Below are 20697 nucleotides of genomic sequence, written 5' to 3'. Positions count from 1 at the left end.
CATGCGTGCCATGGTGCTCACCGAGATTGGGAAACCCCTTGTTATGCAAGAGTTTGACCGTGTCGAACCAGGGCCGGGTGAGCTGAGACTACGCGTGCTGGCCTGCGGCGTCTGCCGCACCGACCTGCATGTGGTCGATGGCGAGTTGCCGCACGAGCATACGCCCATGGTTCCCGGGCACGAGGTCGTCGGCATCGTCGAAGCCCTCGGTACCGACACCGACGGCTTGGGCTTCAAGGAGGGCGACTGTGCCGGTGTGCCGTGGTTGGGCGGCACATGCGGTCAGTGCCGCTATTGCCGCGAGGGGCGCGAGAACCTGTGTGATCACCCGGAGTTCACCGGCTACACGCGCGCCGGCGGTTTCGCGAGCCACATCATTGCCCGTATCGCTTACTGCGTGCCATTGCCTGTTGACTGCGATCCGGTGACCACGGCACCGCTGCTGTGCGCGGGCCTCATCGGGTGGCGCAGTCTCAAGCTGGCCGGGCTGTGCGATTCGCTCGGACTGTACGGTTTCGGCGCGGCGGGGCACTTGGTGGCACAGATCGCGATGCAACAGGGGCGTCGCGTTTACGCCTTCACGCGGCCAGGTGATTCCACGACGCAGTCGTTCGCCCGCTCACTGGGCGTTACCTGGGCCGGCGACTCCACGCAACCCGCGCCCGTGCCACTCGATGCCGCGATCATTTTCGCATCCGACGGGGCGCTCGTGCCGCTGGCGCTCCAGGCCGTTCGCAAGGGCGGCACGGTCGTCTGCGGCGGCATCCACATGTCCGACATCCCCGGGTTTCCCTACCGGTTGCTGTGGGAGGAGCGTCGCCTCTTGTCGGTTGCGAATATCACGCGCCAGGACGCGCGCGAGTTCTCCGAAGTGCTGAAGGAGCATGCGCCCACGGTGCACGCCACGGCGTATCCGCTTGAGCACGCCAACGTGGCCATGCGGGATTTGCGCGAAAGCCGCGTCGAAGGCGCGGCGGTGCTATGCGTTGCCGACCTGGAGCCAACGATGTCGAACTCTGAAGTTCCCGAGGCGCTGACTGGTTCGCAATTGCGCGATGACATGAGCGCGCCCTCGAAAGAACATAGCCAGATCGACCCGGATGAGACGCGCGACGCCGAGTGCTCGGCCGGGCCGGCCCGAGCGCGCTTTCGGCTGATGGACAGCTTGATCCGTCGCTTCGGCCCCGCTGCGCACCTCGTCGCCGTGCTCGCGCTGTACGCTCTGGCCGCGACTGCGATGGGGTTAGCCATCGCCATGGCGCTGTGGTTCCTCGATGCTTGGCAAGCCCGGATGGTCCCACTCTCCGGCGCCTGGCACTGGATCTTGCTCGGTTTCGGCTATGGCTTGGCATTCTTCCTCGCGGGCTTCACCCTGCTAGTCGTGGTTCCGATCTACAACTTCCTGCTGCCGACACGGATGGGCCCGTATCGTGGCGGTTACTTCACCATCGCCTCACTGCCTTGGTGCGTGCACAACGGGTTGTTCTACCTCGTCCGTTACAGCTTCCTGCCGTTCGTGACGCTGACGCCATTCGGGCCGTGGTTCCTGCGTGCCATGGGAATGCGCATCGGGCGCCGTGCCTTCATTAACACCGAGCTGATCTCCGATCCGTGCCTAATAAGCATCGGCGATGACACGGTCATCGGAGGTGCTGTTCATTTATTTGCACATTTCGGCGGGGGCGGTCACTTAACAATTGCACCCGTTTCGATCGGGGCTCGCGCGACAATCGGACAGGGCGCGACCGTGATGGGTGATGTCGAAGTGGGCGCGGATGCGACGATCTTGCCGCACTCGGTCCTATTACCAGGTTCGCGCGTGGCTGCAGGAGAAACCTGGGGCGGTGTTCCGGCGCGCGCCCTCAGCAAACGTGCCTTATCGCGGCTCAGGGCAGCACGCGAAGGCAAGATCTGACTTGCTCATCCGTCATTCGATGGAGGCCCGAGGCAGCATGCCGCGCAGCGATGCATGGTGGGATAGGATGCGGTGTTTTACTCGATACTTCTCTGTGGAACAGTGAGTTTTATGCTGACGCCGCATCTTTGTAACAGAACCTTGAGCTGAGCATTTGGTTCACCAATGCCCTGGTTCTGACCGGCAGCATCGAGGAGATCACCGTGCGGCTCACGCCCGCCAAGGGGCCCAATGTGCAGGCCGGATCTATAGACATATGCCGCTCGATACATCCTGCAGGTAAGCGGACTTTCAAGTCATGCGGCTGGCAGCACTGTGCCTCCGCGTGTGACCGCCTGCGCTGCCAGCACGTCCCGCACTGCGTTCCAGTCTTGGGACAAAGTCGGGTAGGTGGCAAAATCCAGCATAGGCTCGAACCCATACAGTGAGGAATGCAGGCTCAGCGCGAGCATGTTCCGCTGGTTGTCCGTGGTATCGGGTATCAGCACCAGCAGGGCAGGGAAGCGGCGCAGCCCTTGATCGGCACTGGCGCTGCGATAGCCATCCTGTCGCAACCAGCGTACGGCCCCGTGTACGGCGACTTCTAGGTCTTCCGCCAGCTCCGGGCCGCGTACGCTTGCGCGCAGCCAGGCCAAATGGCCGATGGCCACAGCGCAGCGCTGGCACGCCGCGGCGAGGGCATCGACACCGGCGCTACGCAGGGGCGCATCGTCCTCGCCGGCGCGATGCCACACGGCCAGGTGCAGCAGGCTCAGCAGTAGCGTGAGCGCCTCGGCCGAGGCTTCAGCCACCAAGCGCTCGAGTGTCGCCTCCTGCGCCTGGGAAAGCCCTGGCAGATCGTGCTCGCTCCAGGCATGCACACACTCAGCGCTGAGCCAGACTTCGGATCGACCGGATAGCAGGGTACGTACGACGCTGGCGCTGTCATCAACACGTGGCTGCCCACTGATGTAAGTCTCGGCCTCCTCCAGCAGCCAGTAACGCGACTCGGGCACGCGCAGCAGCACACGTTCGAACAGGTTGAACTTGGCTCCCGCGCTATATGGCTCGGTAAAGTAGGCACCGTTGGGATTCTTACCCAAGGCATGGATGCGTCCGAACATGTCGGAAATGCGGGCATCCGGCGCAGGGCGTACGCCGAGTACAAACCCTTTGTGTTCGGCCAGTCCCACTGGCTGCGGCAACTGGGCATTGAGGGAAGCCAGATCGCACTGAAGTCGATGTAGTAAGAAGCGCGTCCACAGCATCGGACCGAGCGCGTCCAGGTAGGTCTGCTTCTTCTGTGCCATGTGCCTGTCTCGTTCGCACGGGGCGATGGATTGCAAACCAATCCATCTATGACAACGACCTGAGCGGTGATCTAGCATCCGGGAATCTCTGCCCGGAGTACAAGCCCATGCGATGACTCACAGACTCACTCGGCAGGCAAAAAAAAAACCAGCTGGCCGGCCGGCTTTTTTTCTGATTCGAGGCGGAAAAATTCAAGGTGTAAGTGACTCTAGCGCGCGGTTTTTTCCGTGTCAACGGGGGCTTGCACGCCCGCGCCACGCCGCCCGAATGTGCCCTGCCTTTCCTCCCCTCAACCTGGAAAGGATCATGAGCCCACGCACCTCCACGCCCGCCCAATGCGGGCGCAGCCGTGTTGCCGACGCCGTTCGACAACGCGGACAAAGTCCTTACAACCTCTGGCTGCTGCGTCCTCCCCTGGACACGCAGGACATCATCGTCAACTCCGATCCAAAGATGGAGTTGTTCTACTTCCTCGAGGGTGATCCCAGCCTGGAACACATCGACTACCACCCGCTACGCCATCCACCTGCTACGGCGCCCACCCAAGGACGTAAGCGGACGCGTTCTGGCCCTGAGCACTTTGCTGACGTTATCAGCGCTGGCGTCAGCGGTCGCGCTTTTTGGGGTGGTGCATCGCGAGCCCAGCCCAAACTGCTGGCGCCCTCGGATCGATACGTCACCCTGGCCGATCTGGATGCCCATCGCATGCGCATCGACAACTGGCGCCGCATCATCCCCGCGATCCGGCGGATACGTGTGTTTCCGACCGTGGCCATCGAGCGTGAGCTCGTACAACAGGTCGGTACGTCCGCTTCGCTTCCCGTGTCCGCCGCACTGAGCGCATTGGATCGACACCCTCCAGCGATGGTCCTGGGCGTGATTGGCTTGCTGTTGCGTCAGCGCAAGCTCCGGGCCGATGTCGAGCGCCGCCCCTGGTCCTTACACACCCAACTTTTCATGGACGTACGGCCATGAAGCGCTATACCCGTACCACCGCACCGCCTGATCGTCTGAACCACGCACAGTGGCGGTCTGTCTGTATCAGTCATCTGGACACTGACACCCAGGCCCGTTTTTCCCGGTTGCGCAACGCGGTCACGCGCTATATCGGTGGGGACAAGACTCAGGCCATCGAGGATGAGGAAGGCGTATGCCGGGAGAAGCTGATGCGCGCGTTCAATCGCTGCATCACGCTGGATGCCGAGCGACGGATAGTCGGATGGCTCGGGCTCGTTGGCGGTGTGCGCTTGCGCGCTCCGCTGCGCGTCAAGGCATTCTCACCCAGTGGCCGCAACGGCAAGGCCGGCTTCAGCGGAGCGTGCGCGGTTTTCATGCACGATCACCCGCAGCTGAAGGCTGATTTTGATCGCTATCTAATGGACACGGCCACGCGTCAGCCCGAGCACGAGAACAAAGTCCGGCACAGGCCGGCCTACGCCAAGTTCATCAAGCTGTGCGAACTGTATCGGGTGCCCGAGCAGAAGTGGCCCTTCAACACCGACAAGCGTGGGCGCAACGCGATCTACGACTACGTCAACCGCTTCCTGGCCAATCACGTCGACGCGATCATCACCACTCAGTACGGCCGCGAGTCCAAGACCCAGTCAGCTACGGGGACCGGTGTGTTCACGCGCCTGCATGCAGCCCAGTTCCTGGATGTGGTCGAACTGGACGAGCACCTGTGCCACTTCAAAGGATGGATCGCCTTTGACACCCCCGGCGGACGGCGCTGGATCAAGAGCCCGCGCTTGAGTTTGATCGCCATGGTGGATCGCGCCAGTGGTCTGGTGATCGCAGTGAAGGTCATCTTTCGGTCTCAGGCGAGGGCCCATGACATCCTGGACGTTCTGCATCACGCCTGCGTGGGCGGTGGGTTGCCAGCCGACGCCGGCGACGCATCTCCCACACCGGCCATGCCGGCGGATCTGGGTCTGCCTTTCACCTGGTGCAGCTTCAACCAGTTGCTGGTGGACAACGCACTGGCCCATTTAGCCGATGAGATTCATGAGCGGGCCCGAGGCCTCCTCGGTTGTGATCTCAACCTCGGGCCGGCCCGGCGTCCGGATCGCCGTCCCAATATTGAAGGCCTGTTCAGTGCGCTGGCCCGTTTTGGCTTCCACCGTCTGCAGGAAACCACGGGGTCCGGCCCTCAGGACCCGCTGCGTATCGAGCCGCCGCCGGCGAGTGAGCGGCAGATGAGTGAGGCGAAAGCCTTGGTACTCATCTATCGTTCGGTGCGATCCCATAATCGCGGATACGCTAAGGGTGCTTACGGCGTGCGTAAGATCGAGCAGTTGCACGGGCAACTGGCCGATGCCGAGCAGGGCATGATCTTCCCGCAGCTGCCGCCACTGCTGGAGCATATGCCACGCCTGGATGTGAGTGTCCTACGGCTGAAAGTGCAGGGCGGCGAAGAGACAGGCCGACGATCGCATCTGTATCTGAAGGAGGAAAGCTACGTCGGTGTCGAACTGTCGGATCGCTGGGACCTGGCGGGCGAGTACGTCATCGCCCACCTGGATAGGCGTGACGCCCGTTACCTGCGTTTGTTCACCAAACAAGGGGCGTCCTTGGGCACCGCCACGGTCACTGGACGTTGGCGGCACCATCCGCATACCCTGGACCAGCGTATCCACCTCAACAAGCTCATTCGCGATGGCCAGTTGCGTGTGAGATACGACGAGGATCCCATAGCCGCGCACCTGGCGGACATTGCCGCTGCGGCCTGCCACAACCCGGACCTCACGGCCGAGCAGACTCGCGCGGTAGCCGCGTACGCCGAGCACCAGCATGCGCAGGAGCAGCACGCGCAGGTAGTAGCCCAGCAGTCCATGGATGCGGCCCTTAAGGCTGTTCGCGCGCCTCCACCGGCCCCACCGCCCAGGCACGCGGCCATGCCGGAACTGCGCGCCTTCAGCGGGAGGCGCCGCTAATGGAGCATCTACTTTCCGAGCGTGAGCGCTTGTGGGATCTGCATCCGATCATCGGCCATGCCGCTGTACTGCCTTCGCTCTCGGTCCAGGACGCGGTCAAGGAGGTCATGTGCAGTGCGGGCTGGTTGCGCCACTCCCATGTGTTCTGGGCCGATCCGTGCACCGGCAAGTCCTTTTGTCTGGCCAGCCTGGAGAACCATATCCGCAGCAAGCTCCCCGCCAGCGGGGTGTTTATCTACGAGCCCATGAAAGAGGACCTGACCTTCGAGGGGCGCATGCTGGAGGACATCCTTCTTCAGTTGGAGGTAGGCTTTCCGATCGTGCGCAGCCCAGCGGGCAAGCGCGATCAGCTGACCCGAGCGCTGCTGGCACTGGCCGGGGATGATATGCGCGTGTTCTTCCTCATCGATGAGGCCCAGGAACTGCACATCCGTGAGTTGAACTGGTTGCGCGGCATCCTCAACAAGCTCAACCGCAAGCGCATCAAGGTCATCGTCGTCATGATGGGACAGCGGCAACTATTGGATCGCGTCGATGAGGTCCGCCGAGCTGGACGCAAGGACCTGATGGACCGCTTCTTCAAGCGGGTGACCGAGTTCAAAGGCTGCACCTCGCAGGGCGATCTAGATGCCTTGTGCGAAGCCATGGATGCCAAGTCCGAGTTCCCCGAAGGTAGCGGTTGGACGTATACGCAACTACTGTTCCCGCGGGCCTTCCAGGCGGGCTTTCGCTTCCAGGTCCAAGGCATGCTGCTGTGGAACGCACTGACGTACGAGCTAAGCGCCGGCGAAATCGATCGTGGCGTGGGTATGGAAGACGTGGCCACTTACCTAGCCGAAATCTGTGTGCTGCATCGGCAACTGGACGCGCCGGGCCTGGTGTTACGCGACGACCTACTGACCAAGGCGGCGCAGGAGATCACGCGATGAGCCCCGTATTCGTTCCATGGCGTGATGACTGCATCCTGCCCGAGGAATCGCTGTATTCGGTCATGAGCAAGGTGGTTTGGTTCCAGGGACTGACGCCGCCGCAGTATGTCAATGCGTGCAGTTCCGGGCACAGAGTTGCGGCGGTCAATTGGGAGGAGCCCGAGCACTGGCTGCACCGACTGTGCAATCCCAGCCTCATGCCGAACGTACAGGGCATGTCCCTGAAGACATGGATCGCACAGGCGCAGGCCCTGGAGTCCCGGGACCTGCCCGGGGACTGGCGTAGCTCGCTGTTGCGTGTCTGCCCGCGGTGTCTGGCGGCAGGCATTCACCTGAGGGTGCATCAACACTTGGCCTTGACCACATGTCATCTGCACGGCATTGCCCTACGCACGATTTGCCATCACTGTAGATGGCCGTTGAGCAAACAGTTCCTCGGGCGAACGCCGGCGTTCTGTTGCGCCACATGCTGTAAGCCGCTGACTGCCGGTGACGTCTTCGGCCAACCCCGTCCGCCATCGCAGCGCCACAAAGTCGCGGACGCCACGGCGCGCTTGATGCCGTCGTTGCGCATCCTGGAGCGCTTCATGGCACCGTCTGAGGAGGGGGACAGTCCATGGGGGTTACGGGTGGACGCCGTGTGCATTGAGGCCGAGCAAAACCGGCTCCACCACGCGGTGCGCAGACGCCTGGGGCCACAGGCACAGGTGACGACTGAACCGGCACCGGCCGGGGCGGTCCCGGGTCCAGCGGGAGAAGAATGCGAAAGCTTTGAGGAGTATCGCGCTGCCGCCGCCCACGTGGCGCGGTGGTTCCTGCGCACGCGAGGGCCCGTGCATTCGCGTTGCCTGGATGGTCCGTACGTCCTAATGGGCGAGAATCTCACACGGCCTTGGGTCGGCCACGACCGCTTTTTGCGGTGCTGCCCGGTGGCCATCGGGTTCTGGTGTTGGCGCCAGACGCTGGGCTTGGGCATCGAACGCTATGCCGCCCGGACGGACCCTCCGATGTCGATCGACCGTACCGTGGTGCTGGCTCTGTACAAGGCCCTCAAGAGTCATCTGCAGTACTGCTTGTACGTGGCCCAGGAAGTCACCTCGCAGCGTGCATCCCAGTGGCAGCAGTCCAGGCGCGTGCAAGCGCTGGTGGGATTGACGCGTACCTCATTCCGGGATCTACGCTTGGATTGGCGACGCCCCTGGTGTGCATCGACTCGACTGATCCGATTCCGTCTCCTGGACGAGGGAGTCGGTGATCGCTGTAAGGTTAAGCGTGTGCGCCGCGTGGTTGGGCGCGTGAGTGTGGAGCAGGGGAAAAGTACGCTCGGCGCATCCGGCAGGCTCTACCGCCGCATGTATTTTGATCGCCTCTTAGGGTTGCCCTAGTCAGGTTACGGGGGAGGCCGGGCTAAAGGTTGGCTTCGGCCATCAGGTCCGAGGGTTTGACGCCCAAACCCTCGGCCACCCGCCACAGCGTCCACACCGTGATGTTGCGCTCGCCTCGCTCGATCGAAGAGTAGTACGCGCGGTGCATCTGGATGACGTCAGCAAATTTGTCCTGACTCAGATCCAGGGCGACCCGGTGCTTACGCACGGCAATGCCCAACCGCCTTGAAATTGTGCTTTCGTCCATGCGGCGAAAGCTAAGGCGGCTGCTACTTTTGTCGCTACACCCTTACATATAGACTATATATATGTATCGGATGCCCGTCTATGCCCCTTCTTCTCATTGATGCGGACCTGGACCTTCTGGTCGAGGTGCCGATCACCGCTGACGTACAAGACAGCCTGGTGCTGCAGTGGCGCCGCCTGGAAAACCACCAGTCACGCAAGAGCTTCGAGCTGCGCCTGGGCGAGCAATTCGCCCCTGCCCTAGGTCAGTGCCTGGACTGGGACCTCAAACCGCCCAGTTCGGCGCAGATCACCTTCGCGACCTCGATCGCCAAGCAGCTCGGCGTGGACCTGCCCGCCGATGTGCTGCGCCTGCGCGGCGCGATGCACGCCTACCTGGACAAGCACGGCGAGGCTTTCAAGCAGCAACAGCACGCGCGACGCGCGTCAAAGCCGTAACCCCACGCTCTCAAGGACTCTTGTCATGGATGCACAACGACGCTGGCGCAGCTGTCTGACCTTCTGCTTGGTGAGCCTGGGCATATTTAGTGCGACAAGTGTTTCGGCACAGACCCTGTGGAAGGGGGCGCGTGTGGGGATGAGCGAGGAGACCGTGCAGCAGCAGTTCCCGACTGCAGCGCGCCCAACCGCACCGACCAAGCTGGCAGATGGGAGCCGCGAATTGCTGCGTCTGCCAGAGACGTTGATTCAGGGCCATACCTTTGATGCCCTGTTCTTCTTCAACGCCGGCACGCTGCGCCAAGTCAACCTGGAACTGCAGGAAACCGGCGGGGCGGTGTTCGCGCTACAGACCTACCGCGGGATCAAGGATGCCTTTAATACCAAATACGGTCCGCCCGACGATGAGCAGGATCAGACCTTCCAGGCGTCCACGGGTACGGCGAGCTTCCGCTCGGCGTCGTGGCGCTCAGGCCGCACCTGGATCACGTTGTCCTATGCGACCGCCGGCGGGCGCCTGGTTGTCATGAATGTGGCCTACCGAGCGGTCACCGCGCGGGACACGGACGATATCTAACCGTGCTGCCTAGGGAAGGGGCGTGGCCCTATGGTGTCGCCGATTCCCTATACCTCCCTCTGCCTGGCGAGACTGCCAACGGCTACCTGATAGCGGCTCACATCGTTGGGGCCAAATCCCGCGAACATGACGAGGGGCAGGGCGCAGCGGAGGATTCAAGAAAGCGGGCGGGGGAACTGGTGAGTTGAGACGAATCGACCTCGCCCAACGATGAGCGAGGTCGATTAAGGGGATGCCACCGAAGGCCTGTCGATACCAGCCGATTTACCCGTAGCGGGCTACGGCGACAGCCCGCTGGCGGCGCAGTTATGGCCGGGGCTGACCAGTCTGCATCTGCCGGCTTGCGAAATCGGGTGTCTGGCCATCGAACTGCTGCTTGACGACCTAGGTATCCGCCGCACAGCGCGGGCGGCATACGAGGCGACGGAGGCGCCGCGGGTGACCGTGCGCGACTCGACGTGCGCGACAGAGTTGTCGCTGTGACCGTGGCTCTGCCTTGAGCGCTCCGACCGCCGGGCTCAAGTTGGGGCCGTAACTGTTGGAATCGGTCAGCCTTGGGAATAAACTGGTCCTGGCGCCCGCCTTGCTTGCACACGAGCAAAAACAGGTTTGACCCTTAAATTGATTCGACTTCTGGCCCGGCTGCCGGGGACTTAAACGCGTGCGTCTGACCCGGATCGGCTTGGCCATCGAGGACGAGTCATGACCAACAAAGAACAGGCCTACCTTGCGCACGCGTTCCTTCAGGCTCGCGGCGTTACATCACTCAAGCGCAGCCACGTATACGAACTGCTCGCCGTGGCAGTGGGCTATCGCACCCACGCCGCATTTCAGCACGATGCGACCTGGTGCGACGTGCCGTTCAACCTCACCGGTATTGAGCCCCTTCCAGCCGCCCTGCGGGCCCGATGCCGAGAGCTCGATCTTCCGGCGGAGGAGGGAGAGCGAATCGTAGAAGGACTGCCCCTTTTCCTACACGACGTCGGCTACGCACCGGTGCGGTTCGATGCGCTGATCGCTGCGGTAGAGGGGTATGAATATGATCCCAGCTGGCACGAATGGGTATGGACACATGTCATCAGCTCCATGCACGGTACCTACGGTCTCGACTTCGAACGTCAGCGATTTCTACTGGAGGGCTTAGAGTCAGCGGCTCAACGCGGGGCGCCGGCCGCGCACCTGGCCATTGCGAAGCTGCTTGAGTCCGAGACGAGGCTGTCTGAAGAAGAACAAGGGCGTATGAGGCGGCAAGTAAGACACGAGGGCACCTGGACGAGTCCGTTCGTGAGCTTCGCAGATGTCGAGGCCAACGGACTGCGCGTGTATGAAAAGCACCGGCACCATCTGCTCGCCGCAGCCCGGGGCGGGGACCTTCGTGCACTACTGGAAACGGCCGATCTCTATGGTGACCCAGCGGTTCTCAGACGAGCGCCGTCGAATGAAATGGATCCGATAAGCATGGTAGAGCTCGCCAACGAACACGGGGACAGCGAGAAGGTGCGCTATTGGCTGACGGTCGCCGCACAGGAAGGTGACGTCGGTGCGATGCGTGCGTTAATCCTCGACCATGCCGAGCCCACTGAGCAGGCGTGGGTATGGATGCACCTTTCCCGTCTGCTGGGAGACGACTTGAGTCGGGATCGGTACGAAGCCATCAATGAGGACGGTACGCCTTACGACGATGACATAGGGGGACCGGCCTACGTCGATGGTGACGAGGGCATCAACTTGAGTCCGCTTCCGAGCGATGCTGACGCTGCTGCGCGCCAGACGGCCCAACGGCTATACGCTCAGATCAACGCTTAACGTCGTGGAAAGTGACCTGCGGACGACAGAGTTTGGCTCCATCGAAGGGTCTCGCCGCAGGTCGTTCCACTTCCGCAGCGATGAGAACGTGTACATCGTGTCGTATGGGTATATGAGGTCGCCAGTGTCAACTGGTGTATCGCGCTTACGACAATTCCGCGTCAACCTCGTCTGGCGAGGGATAATGGGACGGAAGGGAGCCCGTGGACCTTCTCCATACAGCGAGGATTCTGCGTCAGACCTGCTTGAAGAGCCTTCGTTTGCCTACTGAGCTGCTCTTACGTGCGGTCGGTCTTCCTAGGCCGGGAATCAAGAAGTCAGCGACGCTCCTGCCATACCTCGTCTTCTGGGCCAGCCACAGCGGCATCCGCCCACGGCCCGACCAGGTGTTGTGCTTGTTCTCTGGGTCGCGGTACTTGGCAGCAACCTTGCTCAACTTTCGCCGCGGCGCTCGCTTCTTTACAGGGGGCTCAGTTACCGGCTGATCGCCATAAAGCTCCTCAATCGTATAGCCGTACTGAGCGGCGAGCGCGATTAACTTTCGGCGTACTAAGGCAATGGGGCGACGGCTGGATATCAGCTGCTTCCGTTGCTCCGCGGCGATTAGAAGGGAATTGAGTTCCGACAGGCTGAGCTTATCAACATTAATGTTCATGCCGCCAAGGGTCCAGCTATCTCGATCGAACTGTCAAGTAACATGCCGACGGCCAGTGGGAATACGTATCGAGCCGGAAGTCGTAACCAGTCGGCGCGGGATCCGCCGGCCCAAAGCAACCGCTAAGAAGATCATCTGGGGCACCGCCGTAATCCCTACGAGTCATGCGCTCAGGCACATAGTTGCCGAATGCTCTGTTCCCCCAATCCGTATCGGCCAGGCCGCTCGTGCCGCTGTTAGCAATAGCTAGCGCAAAGCCCGACGAAGACATGTTGACTATCGTAGCTCGGAGAACGGACAGTTCGCGGTCGAACGTAATGCACAGATACGCCCGCTCGACGGAAATAGAGCGCAACCGTCCACCTTCACAACCACAACCGACTATCTCGTCATTAGCCGCTGAAACCTGATTGGCGTTGATCGCATGGCTTCAGTAAATGCTCACAGCGCAGAGCGTAGGCGGGCCGCGTACATCGGCCCGCTCTCAACCTGGTCTCACCGTGGATACAGCGGCGAGAGACGCTGATAGTTGTCAACCACCCATTGAGTGACGGTGCTACGCCCTGGGGCAGTCGAATGGAAGTGCTCCTTGAGCATCCACTCGACGATGAGCCGCGTCCTGACCGGGAGATCCGCGCCGCTGGGTCCCTTCAAGCTGTTGAGATACTGCAACATCTCGTAGCCTTCGTTCCGACTCAAGTGATTGGCGTCCTGGTCGATCAGATGCGGGTTGTCGCCCGGGACTGCGTGCCAACTGTATTGGTAGTGCAGATCATTCTGTGTGATCTTGGGCATGGCGTGGTCTCTCCTTGACGAAAGTTGGGCCGAGGATCCTTAGAGTGCGCCAGCGACTTCCAATACGACGTCGCCAGGTTCTGAGGAGCTATCCCTTAGCCTCCCGAAGCGACGTTCAAGACGCCGTTGTTCAGTGTCAGAGCCCCCTGGTCGACGAGCAGCTTGGCGCGATCCTCGATCACCACACGCAACTGCGCGCTTGTGCTCTTGTAGCCGAGTTGACGGGCGACGAACTGTATCGCCTCGTCTACGGTTGCTCCGAGGTTGTCCTTAACTAGCGCCAGGACCGCTACGCCTACTTCACTGGGAGGCAGGTAGTCGGGGCGCCGCAGCGAAGGCGATTGGGTACCGCTGCGGTCACGGACCTTCGGGGTGCGATCCGGCACATCGAGGAAGTATCCATCGTGTATCTCCACGGTGCGCTGGCCGCGGGCGGTGGAGATGCCGGCATCCACAGCTGCCTGGATACGTCCGCCGGCCCGTTGTAGGCCCCACAGGCTACGGATACGGACCACAACCTCAGCACGGTGAATCGGACCCTCGACGTCGACCACTTGGCGCACGATTTCCGCCATGCGGTGCGGCGGCACTTCGTGCAACTCCTGCTTGCCGTTCGGCACATGGAAGCTGGCTTCAATATAGGCTTCGCTAGCCCTAGCCGATGGTGGCTCAGACGACACCAAGCCCACCTGGGTGACGTCGCCTAAGTCCACGGTCTCGATCTCGATCGGCACTGCGCGCTGGCGCGTCGGCGCTTCGACATCGAAGCGGGCGGGCTCTTGCTTGGCGGCTTCGATGGCTTTCACCAATCGTTCGAGCTCGGCTTGCGGGCGGTGGAACCAATCGTAAATCCAGATTCGGTGCAGGCGCCATCCCTTCGCCGCTAGCGCACTCTCCCTCAAGCGGTCGCGATCTCGAGCACCGTTCTCTGCGCGGTATGACGGTCCATCGAACTCAATACCGAGGATGTAGCGACCGGGCTGGGTCGGATCGGACACGGCAAGATCGACGAAGAACCCGGAGATGCCGACGTTAGTGTGTAAATCGTAGTTCCGATCCCTCAAGGCGACGGCGACTTGTTCCTCGAAGATACGCAGGTGGCGATCGGGATCGCCGCCGCTGAGATCCATCCGGCCCGTGCGGGCGTAGTGGAGGAACAGCTTGAGCGCCAACGTTCCCTTACCCTTGCCGCGCTCGGTGTCGATATCGTCGTCGGTGATCGAAGAGAACACCTCGCAGCGAGTTTTGGCGCGACTTATAAGCACGTTGAGACGGCGCTCGCCACCTTCGCGGCTGACTGGGCCGAAGTCCATGCGCGTCACGCCCAGAGCGTCACGACCGTAGCCGATCGAGATGAAGATAACGTCGCGTTCGTCGCCTTGCACGTTTTCCAGGTTCTTCACGAAGAACGGTTCGTCCAGACGCCCGCTGAAGTAGCCTTCGGTCTCTGGGTGCTGGCGACGTAGTAGCTCGACTTCGTCCTGGATGGCGCGCCGCTGCTGGGTAGAGAACGCCACGACGCCCAACGACAAGTTTGGGGAACTGAGCGCATGTGCGATTACAGCTTGCGCGACCGCCTTGGCTTCGACGGTGTTGGTGCGTTTGCCGCCGCGGTCGTAGATCGCTTCGGGAAGGTGATGGAATCGCAGTCCAACGCCAGCTTCGCTGGTGAACGGGCTAGGAACGATCTTGAGCCGGTCCTTATAGAACTCTCGATTGGACACTGCGATCAATGACTGGTGGCGGCTACGGTAGTGCCACTCCAGCATCCGTTCGGGGAGACCCTGGGCGCGACACAGCCCCAGGATGCTCTCGACATCCGCAGCTTGGGCGCCGTCGTCGTCGTTCGCTCCATCCCCGTCTCCAGCTAAGGTTTTGGCGAAGAACTGCGTGGGCGGCAACTGTTTCTCGTCGCCGACGATGACTAACTGCTTGGCACGGGCGATAGCGCCGAACGCGTCAATTGGCTGGACCTGGCTAGCCTCGTCGATGATGAGCATGTCGAAGGCCAATGCCCCCGCCGGCAAGAACTGAGCCACTGAGAGGGGACTCATCATGAATACCGGCTTGAGCGCCTGTATCGCCGGACCGCACAACTCCATCAGCCGACGGATCGGTAAATGCCCCTTCTTCTTGGCCATTTCACCGCGCAGCAGTTTCGTTGGTCCCGCAGCACCGCCGCTTTGGGGGATATCTGCGTAGTGGACGGCTAAGATCTCCCGCCTGGCGATACCCATGCGTTCAAGGTCAAGCTGGCTGAACTCGGCCACCAGTTGCGACTGCTTCTGGCCATCGAAAGACGCTAGCTGCGGATCAAGCTCAACCAATTTTGCGAGGACGGCTTCGAAGTAGGCCAGCTCGAACGCGCCAACGGCTCGGTCGGTAGCAAGTGTCCCGCTGCCCATTGCTTCGACGACAGCCCCCAGCCCGAGCTGCTGGGCCTTCTTTGCCTGGGCCACATATGCGACCCACTCGGGTAGCCCTTCGGGATCCGCTTCCCACCGTTGTAGCAACTGGACCAAGTCAGTGAGTGGCATGTCTACGGCGACCCGCGGGGTGCCCGTCGCATCGGCCAGTTGGAGGTTGAAGAACACACCCTGGAGTGCGTGCCCAACGTCCTGCGCGGAGGCGGCGGAATGCTCGGCCTCGGCCAGCACGACCTTGGCGTTCGGGATACGTGCTGCGAGTGAACGCAGTCCCGGGTGTTGTTGTTGCCACTGGACCGCCGCTTTAAGCGCATCAGGCGCGCTCTCCAGGCCTCGCCACAGCGCTCCGAAAGAGGACTGCCCGGTTGATTCGGCGCCGTCCAAGGCCGCCAGGGCTGCCTGCGCCTCTCGGATGGAATCGATGCCGCGGCTAGCTTCCGAGAGCGGCAGCGTAGCGGCATCGTGCAGGCCTTGGACTTGCTCGAATGCCTTCTTTAGGGGCGCGGTGCGGGTCCAGATTGTGAGCAATGGCACTCGCTTGAGGACGACCTCACCGCCCCACGGCGAGAGCTCGCTAGCGACTAAGGCGTCGTGCGTCGGCGCTAACGCACGCTGGAGTACCTCCAGCGCCGGCCGCAGACGCTTGGCTACCTGGGCCGCTTGCTCGGGATCGCTGATGTTGGCCAGGCGCTCGCGTGCGTCGGCGCCGAGTGGCCGCAGGGTACGCATCCAGCTCACCACGCCGCGCAGGAACCCAACGCTGGAGCGTTCCCGCATCCAGGCGGCGCCAAACGCCTCGAGCCCTTCCTGGTCACGCTGGGCTAGCTTGTGCTGCGCGGCTTGCGCGTCGAGCAGAGTGTCGAGTTGGACCAGGACCTCGTCGGCTGGAAGCTTGGGGTGGGTGAGGTAAGAGCGAACCCGTCGGTTGGCTTGCCGCCACTCACCGCTAAGGATCCTTAACCAGCTACTGCCGCGGCTCGCAAGCTGCGTCCGTGCACCTTCCAGATCCTGGGTCCAAGCGTTGTCGCGAAACACGCCCTTGAGCCCCTCCTTGGCGCCCTGGATACGCTCGATCGCGTCAACGAGTTCCTCAATGCTATCGACCCCTCGCTCCCAGATCCGTGCGACCAGCGCATCGCGGTCGATCTCCGGTACCGATGTGGCCCGCTCGGCGAGGGCGACCAGGTGCATCGCTGTTTCGAAGGTGAGCGGCGCCTTTTCCGAAAGCAGTTGGGCAAGCCGAACCAAGTCAGTTTGTAGCCGGGTTAACTCGTCATGGGTGGCCGCAAGTTGTTGAAGTTCAACGCCCACAGTGAAGGTGGGCAGCAATGCGGTTAGCGACGCCAGGGTCTCTGTCCAGTCCTCATTGAGGGCCGTGGGATCGGCCACTGCTTCTGCATCAGTCTTGGCGCGCTGAGCGCGCTCCAGCCCGTCCAGCAGCCCTGAGATGGCCTCGGGTCGATCCCATTCGGTGGCTATGAATGCACTGGAACTCATCGCGGGAGCTGCGGCGAGCGCCGTTGCGCGGACCACGGCCGCACCTGTGTCTGCGAAGTGGATGGGCGCGGGCAGGTCTAGCGACGTATGCAGTCGTCCGGCCTCGCCAATCCATGTCTTGAGCTGCTGTAGCAGTGTGGCCATGCCGCCGATCAGGCGATCGCGGTCGTTAGGTAGTAACGCGTCGTTACCGACCCCCACCCATGCGTGGTCCTTCGGTAGGCTCATGCGGTCGATGCGCTCGATCAGGTCTTGAAGCGCTGCGATGCGATCTTTCTTGTCATCAGCATCCCAGGACAGAGGAGCCACGAGCGCCAACTGTCCGGTGACATGGTGCTGGCGTCGCAAGCGCACCAAGTGACCGAAGACCTCGTAGGGCGCTAGGTTAGAAGGTGCCAGGGGCCGATGCAGGCGTTCGACGTGCGCCGTAAGCTCTTCGCGGCGCTGCTGGAGTTGCCGAACGACCGATTGGGGGTCACTGGGCAGGGGCGGGGCGAGTGTCCACGTTTGGCTTAATTCTTGTAGCAGAGCACGCTTGTTGGCCTTGTTGCTGTGTAACTCAAGGCAAGCGACACCGATCTTTGCGTTATCTAAGCGCCGCTTCACTACCTCAAGTGCCGCCATCTTCTCGGCAACGAACAGTACCTTCTTCTTGTCGGCGATCGCGGCGGCGATGATGTTTGCGATCGTCTGGGATTTGCCTGTGCCCGGAGGACCCTGGACCAAGATGTTACGTCCTTGGCGGACGTCGTGGACAACCAGGGACTGTGAGCTGTCGCAGTCCACGACATGCATCAATTGGCCCGGTTGGATGAGTTCGTCTACGCGGGCGTCCTGGGCGGTGATGGTCGCACCAGGAAAGCCATCGGAGACCACGCCTCGTAAGGTGTCGATCGCCTCCAGACCGCCCAGGCGCGCCCACTGCGCGGGATCGAGGTCGTGATACATCATGAACTTCGCGAACGAGAACAAGCCCAAGACCGCGTCGTTGGGGCACACCTCCCAGTTCGCCTTGCCCTCTATCATCGCGCCTATATCGCGGAAGTAGGAGTCGACATTTAGGTTTTCGAAGTCCTCGATTTCAGGCAGCTTGAGTTGAAACTCGCGACGTAGCATCAGCTGTAAGGAAAGGTTGGCCTGAATGTCGTCGCCGGACCATCGAAGATGGAATTTTTCGCCGGCGTTGCTGCGCTCGAGTATCACCGGCACCAGCACCAAGGGTGCGTAGCGGTCAGTCTGCGGACCCTGGGCGGCCCGCCATTTCAGATAGCCGATCGCTAGATACAGGACGTTGACGCCTTGCTCTTCTTGCAGTGTTCGTGCGTCGGTGTACAGGTCAAGCAAGCGCTTTTGAAGGCCCGACGACGTCAAACGAGTGGACAGATGGCTGTCCCAATGACGAACAACGCGACCCTCTTCATCGAGTTCGAGGTCCGGCTGCTCGGTCAGCTCTACCAGGTCTGGGTCGATTGGCTGTTCCAAGTCATCCTCGTCCAGAACCCCACTTCCATCCCCATCGAGCGGTAAGGCGGCAGTTGTCGGGTCCGCGCGACCGGCTTGGAACGTGAAGCGCTTTTTGTCCAGGACCAGGGTTTGATACATGGCTTGCGCCAGCTCGTTGACGACGTCAACGAGGCGGGCACGTCCACCACGGGGCGTATGGAGCAAGCGGTTTCGTGTCGAAAGGTCGAGCAGCTCATTACGAGCGCGTTCAATTTTCTCAATCAGAAAACCAGATCCTTGGAAGGTGCTGCGCCCTTCCTCTGAAGGCTGGCCGTTTTGGTCTTCCATTTGCGTCCTTCCCCTGAACGCCGGGGCGACTCCAAAACCCGGTGGTCGCGTCCTGGCAACTACCGCCCCGAAGGGCACTGACGTCCTATAGTGCGCCTGTTGGCGGGGTCGATCCAGAGCCTCGCGGCCGGCGGCGAAGGAGCGGCGTATGGCGTTAAAGGGCAGCGAGATTCACTGGGTTGTACATAACTACATCGGGGTTGACGGCGGCTACCTTGGAGACTTCACCTACCGCAGTCACCGGGAGTTCTATCCAGGGTTCTGCGACCTCATCGTCGATCCCGATGCGCTCCCTGGTACGACCAAGGACCGATTCATCCGTATCCTGAGCGAGGCGCCCAGCGCTCACCAGGCAGCCATCTTGCGCGGCGTCTCTCGGCGCTTTCCGGTGGACTCGGAAGTTCAACGAACCGTATCGAGCCATCGACAGCTGCTAGAACTTGCTGCCAAGTGTGCCGACAGTGTGGCGGTGGGTCAGGTCGATCTGAACGTCAGCTCCGACGCAGTGCGCCGTGCTCTGGCTGATGTAGCAGTGCTTATCGAGCGCAACGGCCCGACCAGCGCTGTGGATCGGCTGCACACCGCGATGCACGGATACATGAAAGCTTTATGCGCGACCCTGCCTGTTCAGTGTTCTGATGACGCTGGTATCAATGCGCTATTCAAGCTCGTGCGCGAACATCATCCTGCGTTCAATGAGCAGGGGGCGCATGGTGAGACCACGACAAAATTCCTACGTCCTTTGATGGGGATCATGGACGCGATGAATCCTGCGCGGAATTGGGGCAGCCTGGCACATCCGAACGAAGATCTGCTAGGGAAAGACGAGGCCATGCTGATCGTCAATGCATCGCGCACGGTCTTTCAGTATTTGAACGCGAAGATGTCGTCGGCTTGAGCTTTCGCCGGCAGTCTGAGAGAGGTGAAATCACGATAGGCACATGGAGATTTACCCGCACAGGAGCATTTGGATCGACTCAGTACGGTTTGGCCTGTCAGAGGGCGGTGTTGTGGATGTCGCTTGTGTGAAAGGGCTGCGTGTCGATCGCTGGCTTCGCGCCGACGATTTCAATGTGAGGTGCGTAATGAGGACTGCAGAGTCACTCGCGCTTTGCTGTGCAAGAAAGACATTGGAGGTCATGCCTGACAGGGTTGATGGTCATGCGGCGTGATCGCGTCTACGCCGCGTTGTTCGGACGGGGCGACGCTAAGGGGTTGACTATCACTCAAGTCGTGAGTGTCGTGCTCATTCTCATCTCGGTAGGCGTCGCCATCCTCGGTACAGAGCCCGTCGTAGTGGCGGCGGCCGGCCCACTCTTGCGAAATCTGGAGATTGGGTTCGTTGCGGCGTTCACCACCGAGTACCTCATGCGCTTGTGGGCGGTAGGGGCTAACCCTGTCTATAGTGGATTCTGGGGGCGCCTCAGATACGCCGTGAGCTTCTACGCCCTTATCGATCTCTTGGCGATCCTCCCTTTCTTATTCGGGCTAGGTGCGCAATCGTTACTCGTACGGTTGCTGCGGTTGTTCCGGCTCTTGGCGTTGTCACGACTCATTCGTTACTCACAGGCGATGCGTGTTGTGCTCGGCGCCGTAATAGAACGTCGCTACGAATTGACGTTCTCGATGGCACTTTCGGGGTGCGTCATTTTGCTGTCGTCCGGCGTGCTCTACTCAGTCGAGGCAGAGTCAAATCCGGAGGCGTTCGGCTCCATCCCTCGGGCCATCTGGTGGGCGGTTACGACGCTGACCACCGTCGGCTACGGTGACGCAGTGCCAATAACGGTTCCTGGGAAGTTCTTTGCCGCGATTACAGCGATTGCTGGTATCGGGCTGATTGCTATGCCGACGGGCATCCTCGCAGCTGCGTTCTCGCAGGGATTCAGGGATGTGAGAAACACGGAGGCGTCCAGGAAGTAGGCGCTGTCGATGGCTAACTTGATTGATGAGCGTTCCCGGCGGTGCTTATGAGGAGATAATGTTGGCCGGGAAGGGGGCTCTTCCGGCCTAGAGG

15 protein-coding genes are annotated in these 20697 nt (G+C 61.5%); 10 read left to right on the top strand and 5 right to left on the bottom strand.

Features of this window, described 5'->3' with window-relative positions; translation table 11 throughout:
• Position 1: 1 nt before the first annotated feature.
• Positions 2 to 1915, top strand: coding sequence for a zinc-binding alcohol dehydrogenase family protein (locus ASE43_RS21000; RefSeq protein WP_082607048.1), 1914 nt, complete (start codon positions 2 to 4; stop codon positions 1913 to 1915).
• A 296-nt stretch (positions 1916 to 2211) separates the two neighbouring features.
• On the opposite strand, the gene ASE43_RS02255 is transcribed toward ASE43_RS21000, so the two are convergent.
• Entirely contained in the window at positions 2212 to 3204 is a 993-nt protein-coding gene (locus ASE43_RS02255) for a hypothetical protein (RefSeq protein WP_057159316.1), read from the bottom strand.
• Positions 3205 to 3511: 307 nt separating this feature from the next.
• Between ASE43_RS02255 and ASE43_RS21495 the strand changes: the two genes are divergently transcribed.
• Genes ASE43_RS21495 through ASE43_RS02235 form a run of 4 tightly spaced genes read left to right on the top strand, consistent with a single transcriptional unit; the run spans position 3512 to position 8452 of the window.
• Complete coding sequence (locus ASE43_RS21495) at positions 3512 to 4180, top strand: hypothetical protein (protein ID WP_157499620.1); 669 nt, start codon at positions 3512 to 3514, stop codon at positions 4178 to 4180.
• Positions 4177 to 6138, top strand: coding sequence for a hypothetical protein (locus tag ASE43_RS02245; protein WP_157499619.1), 1962 nt, complete (start codon positions 4177 to 4179; stop codon positions 6136 to 6138). Before ASE43_RS21495 ends, ASE43_RS02245 begins: the two co-directional genes overlap by 4 nt.
• Positions 6138 to 7067, top strand: a complete 930-nt coding sequence (locus tag ASE43_RS02240) for an ATP-binding protein (RefSeq protein WP_057159313.1) — start codon at positions 6138 to 6140, stop codon at positions 7065 to 7067. The genes ASE43_RS02245 and ASE43_RS02240 overlap by 1 nt, the downstream gene beginning before the upstream one ends.
• Complete coding sequence (locus ASE43_RS02235; protein WP_157499618.1) at positions 7064 to 8452, top strand: hypothetical protein; 1389 nt, start codon at positions 7064 to 7066, stop codon at positions 8450 to 8452. The genes ASE43_RS02240 and ASE43_RS02235 overlap by 4 nt, the downstream gene beginning before the upstream one ends.
• A gap of 22 nt (positions 8453 to 8474) precedes the next feature.
• Here the strand turns inward: ASE43_RS02235 and ASE43_RS02230 are convergent, their stop codons facing one another.
• Positions 8475 to 8699, bottom strand: coding sequence for a helix-turn-helix transcriptional regulator (locus tag ASE43_RS02230; protein ID WP_057159311.1), 225 nt, complete (start codon positions 8697 to 8699; stop codon positions 8475 to 8477).
• 80 nt (positions 8700 to 8779) lie between these two features.
• Here ASE43_RS02230 and ASE43_RS02225 point away from each other — a divergent pair, with 80 nt between their 5' ends.
• The 3 genes from ASE43_RS02225 (at position 8780) to ASE43_RS02215 (ending at position 11519) form a co-directional block, all read left to right on the top strand.
• A complete protein-coding gene (locus ASE43_RS02225; protein WP_057159310.1) occupies positions 8780 to 9136 on the top strand; it encodes a hypothetical protein in 357 nt (118 codons plus the stop codon).
• 25 nt (positions 9137 to 9161) lie between these two features.
• Entirely contained in the window at positions 9162 to 9713 is a 552-nt protein-coding gene (locus tag ASE43_RS02220; RefSeq protein WP_235568626.1) for a hypothetical protein, read from the top strand.
• Positions 9714 to 10415: 702 nt separating this feature from the next.
• Positions 10416 to 11519 carry a hypothetical protein gene (locus tag ASE43_RS02215; protein WP_057159308.1) on the top strand — a complete coding sequence of 368 codons (1104 nt, stop codon included), beginning with the start codon at positions 10416 to 10418 and terminating at the stop codon, positions 11517 to 11519.
• Between the two features lie 235 nt (positions 11520 to 11754).
• Here the strand turns inward: ASE43_RS02215 and ASE43_RS20990 are convergent, their stop codons facing one another.
• The 3 genes from ASE43_RS20990 to ASE43_RS02205 all read right to left on the bottom strand — a co-directional run bounded on the left by ASE43_RS20990 (position 11755) and on the right by ASE43_RS02205 (position 18683).
• On the bottom strand, positions 11755 to 12174 hold the full coding sequence (locus tag ASE43_RS20990) for an H-NS histone family protein (RefSeq protein WP_082607047.1): 420 nt from the start codon (positions 12172 to 12174) through the stop codon (positions 11755 to 11757).
• Positions 12175 to 12669: 495 nt separating this feature from the next.
• The gene (locus tag ASE43_RS02210; RefSeq protein ID WP_057159307.1) at positions 12670 to 12969 is read right to left on the bottom strand and encodes a hypothetical protein; all 300 of its coding nucleotides are present in this window, start codon (positions 12967 to 12969) and stop codon (positions 12670 to 12672) included.
• A 95-nt stretch (positions 12970 to 13064) separates the two neighbouring features.
• A complete protein-coding gene (locus ASE43_RS02205; RefSeq protein WP_057159306.1) occupies positions 13065 to 18683 on the bottom strand; it encodes a DUF3320 domain-containing protein in 5619 nt (1872 codons plus the stop codon).
• A 148-nt stretch (positions 18684 to 18831) separates the two neighbouring features.
• Here ASE43_RS02205 and ASE43_RS02200 point away from each other — a divergent pair, with 148 nt between their 5' ends.
• Both ASE43_RS02200 and ASE43_RS02195 read left to right on the top strand, forming a co-directional pair.
• Entirely contained in the window at positions 18832 to 19581 is a 750-nt protein-coding gene (locus tag ASE43_RS02200) for an abortive infection family protein (RefSeq protein WP_057159305.1), read from the top strand.
• 263 nt (positions 19582 to 19844) lie between these two features.
• A complete protein-coding gene (locus tag ASE43_RS02195; RefSeq protein WP_157499617.1) occupies positions 19845 to 20603 on the top strand; it encodes an ion transporter in 759 nt (252 codons plus the stop codon).
• Positions 20604 to 20697: the final 94 nt, after the last annotated feature.

It is taken from the genome of Lysobacter sp. Root983 (assembly GCF_001429345.1).
Classification (GTDB): domain Bacteria; phylum Pseudomonadota; class Gammaproteobacteria; order Xanthomonadales; family Xanthomonadaceae; genus Lysobacter.
The sequence above is the reverse complement of the archived record's forward strand: the minus strand, read 5'-3'. Positions and strand labels throughout refer to the sequence as shown.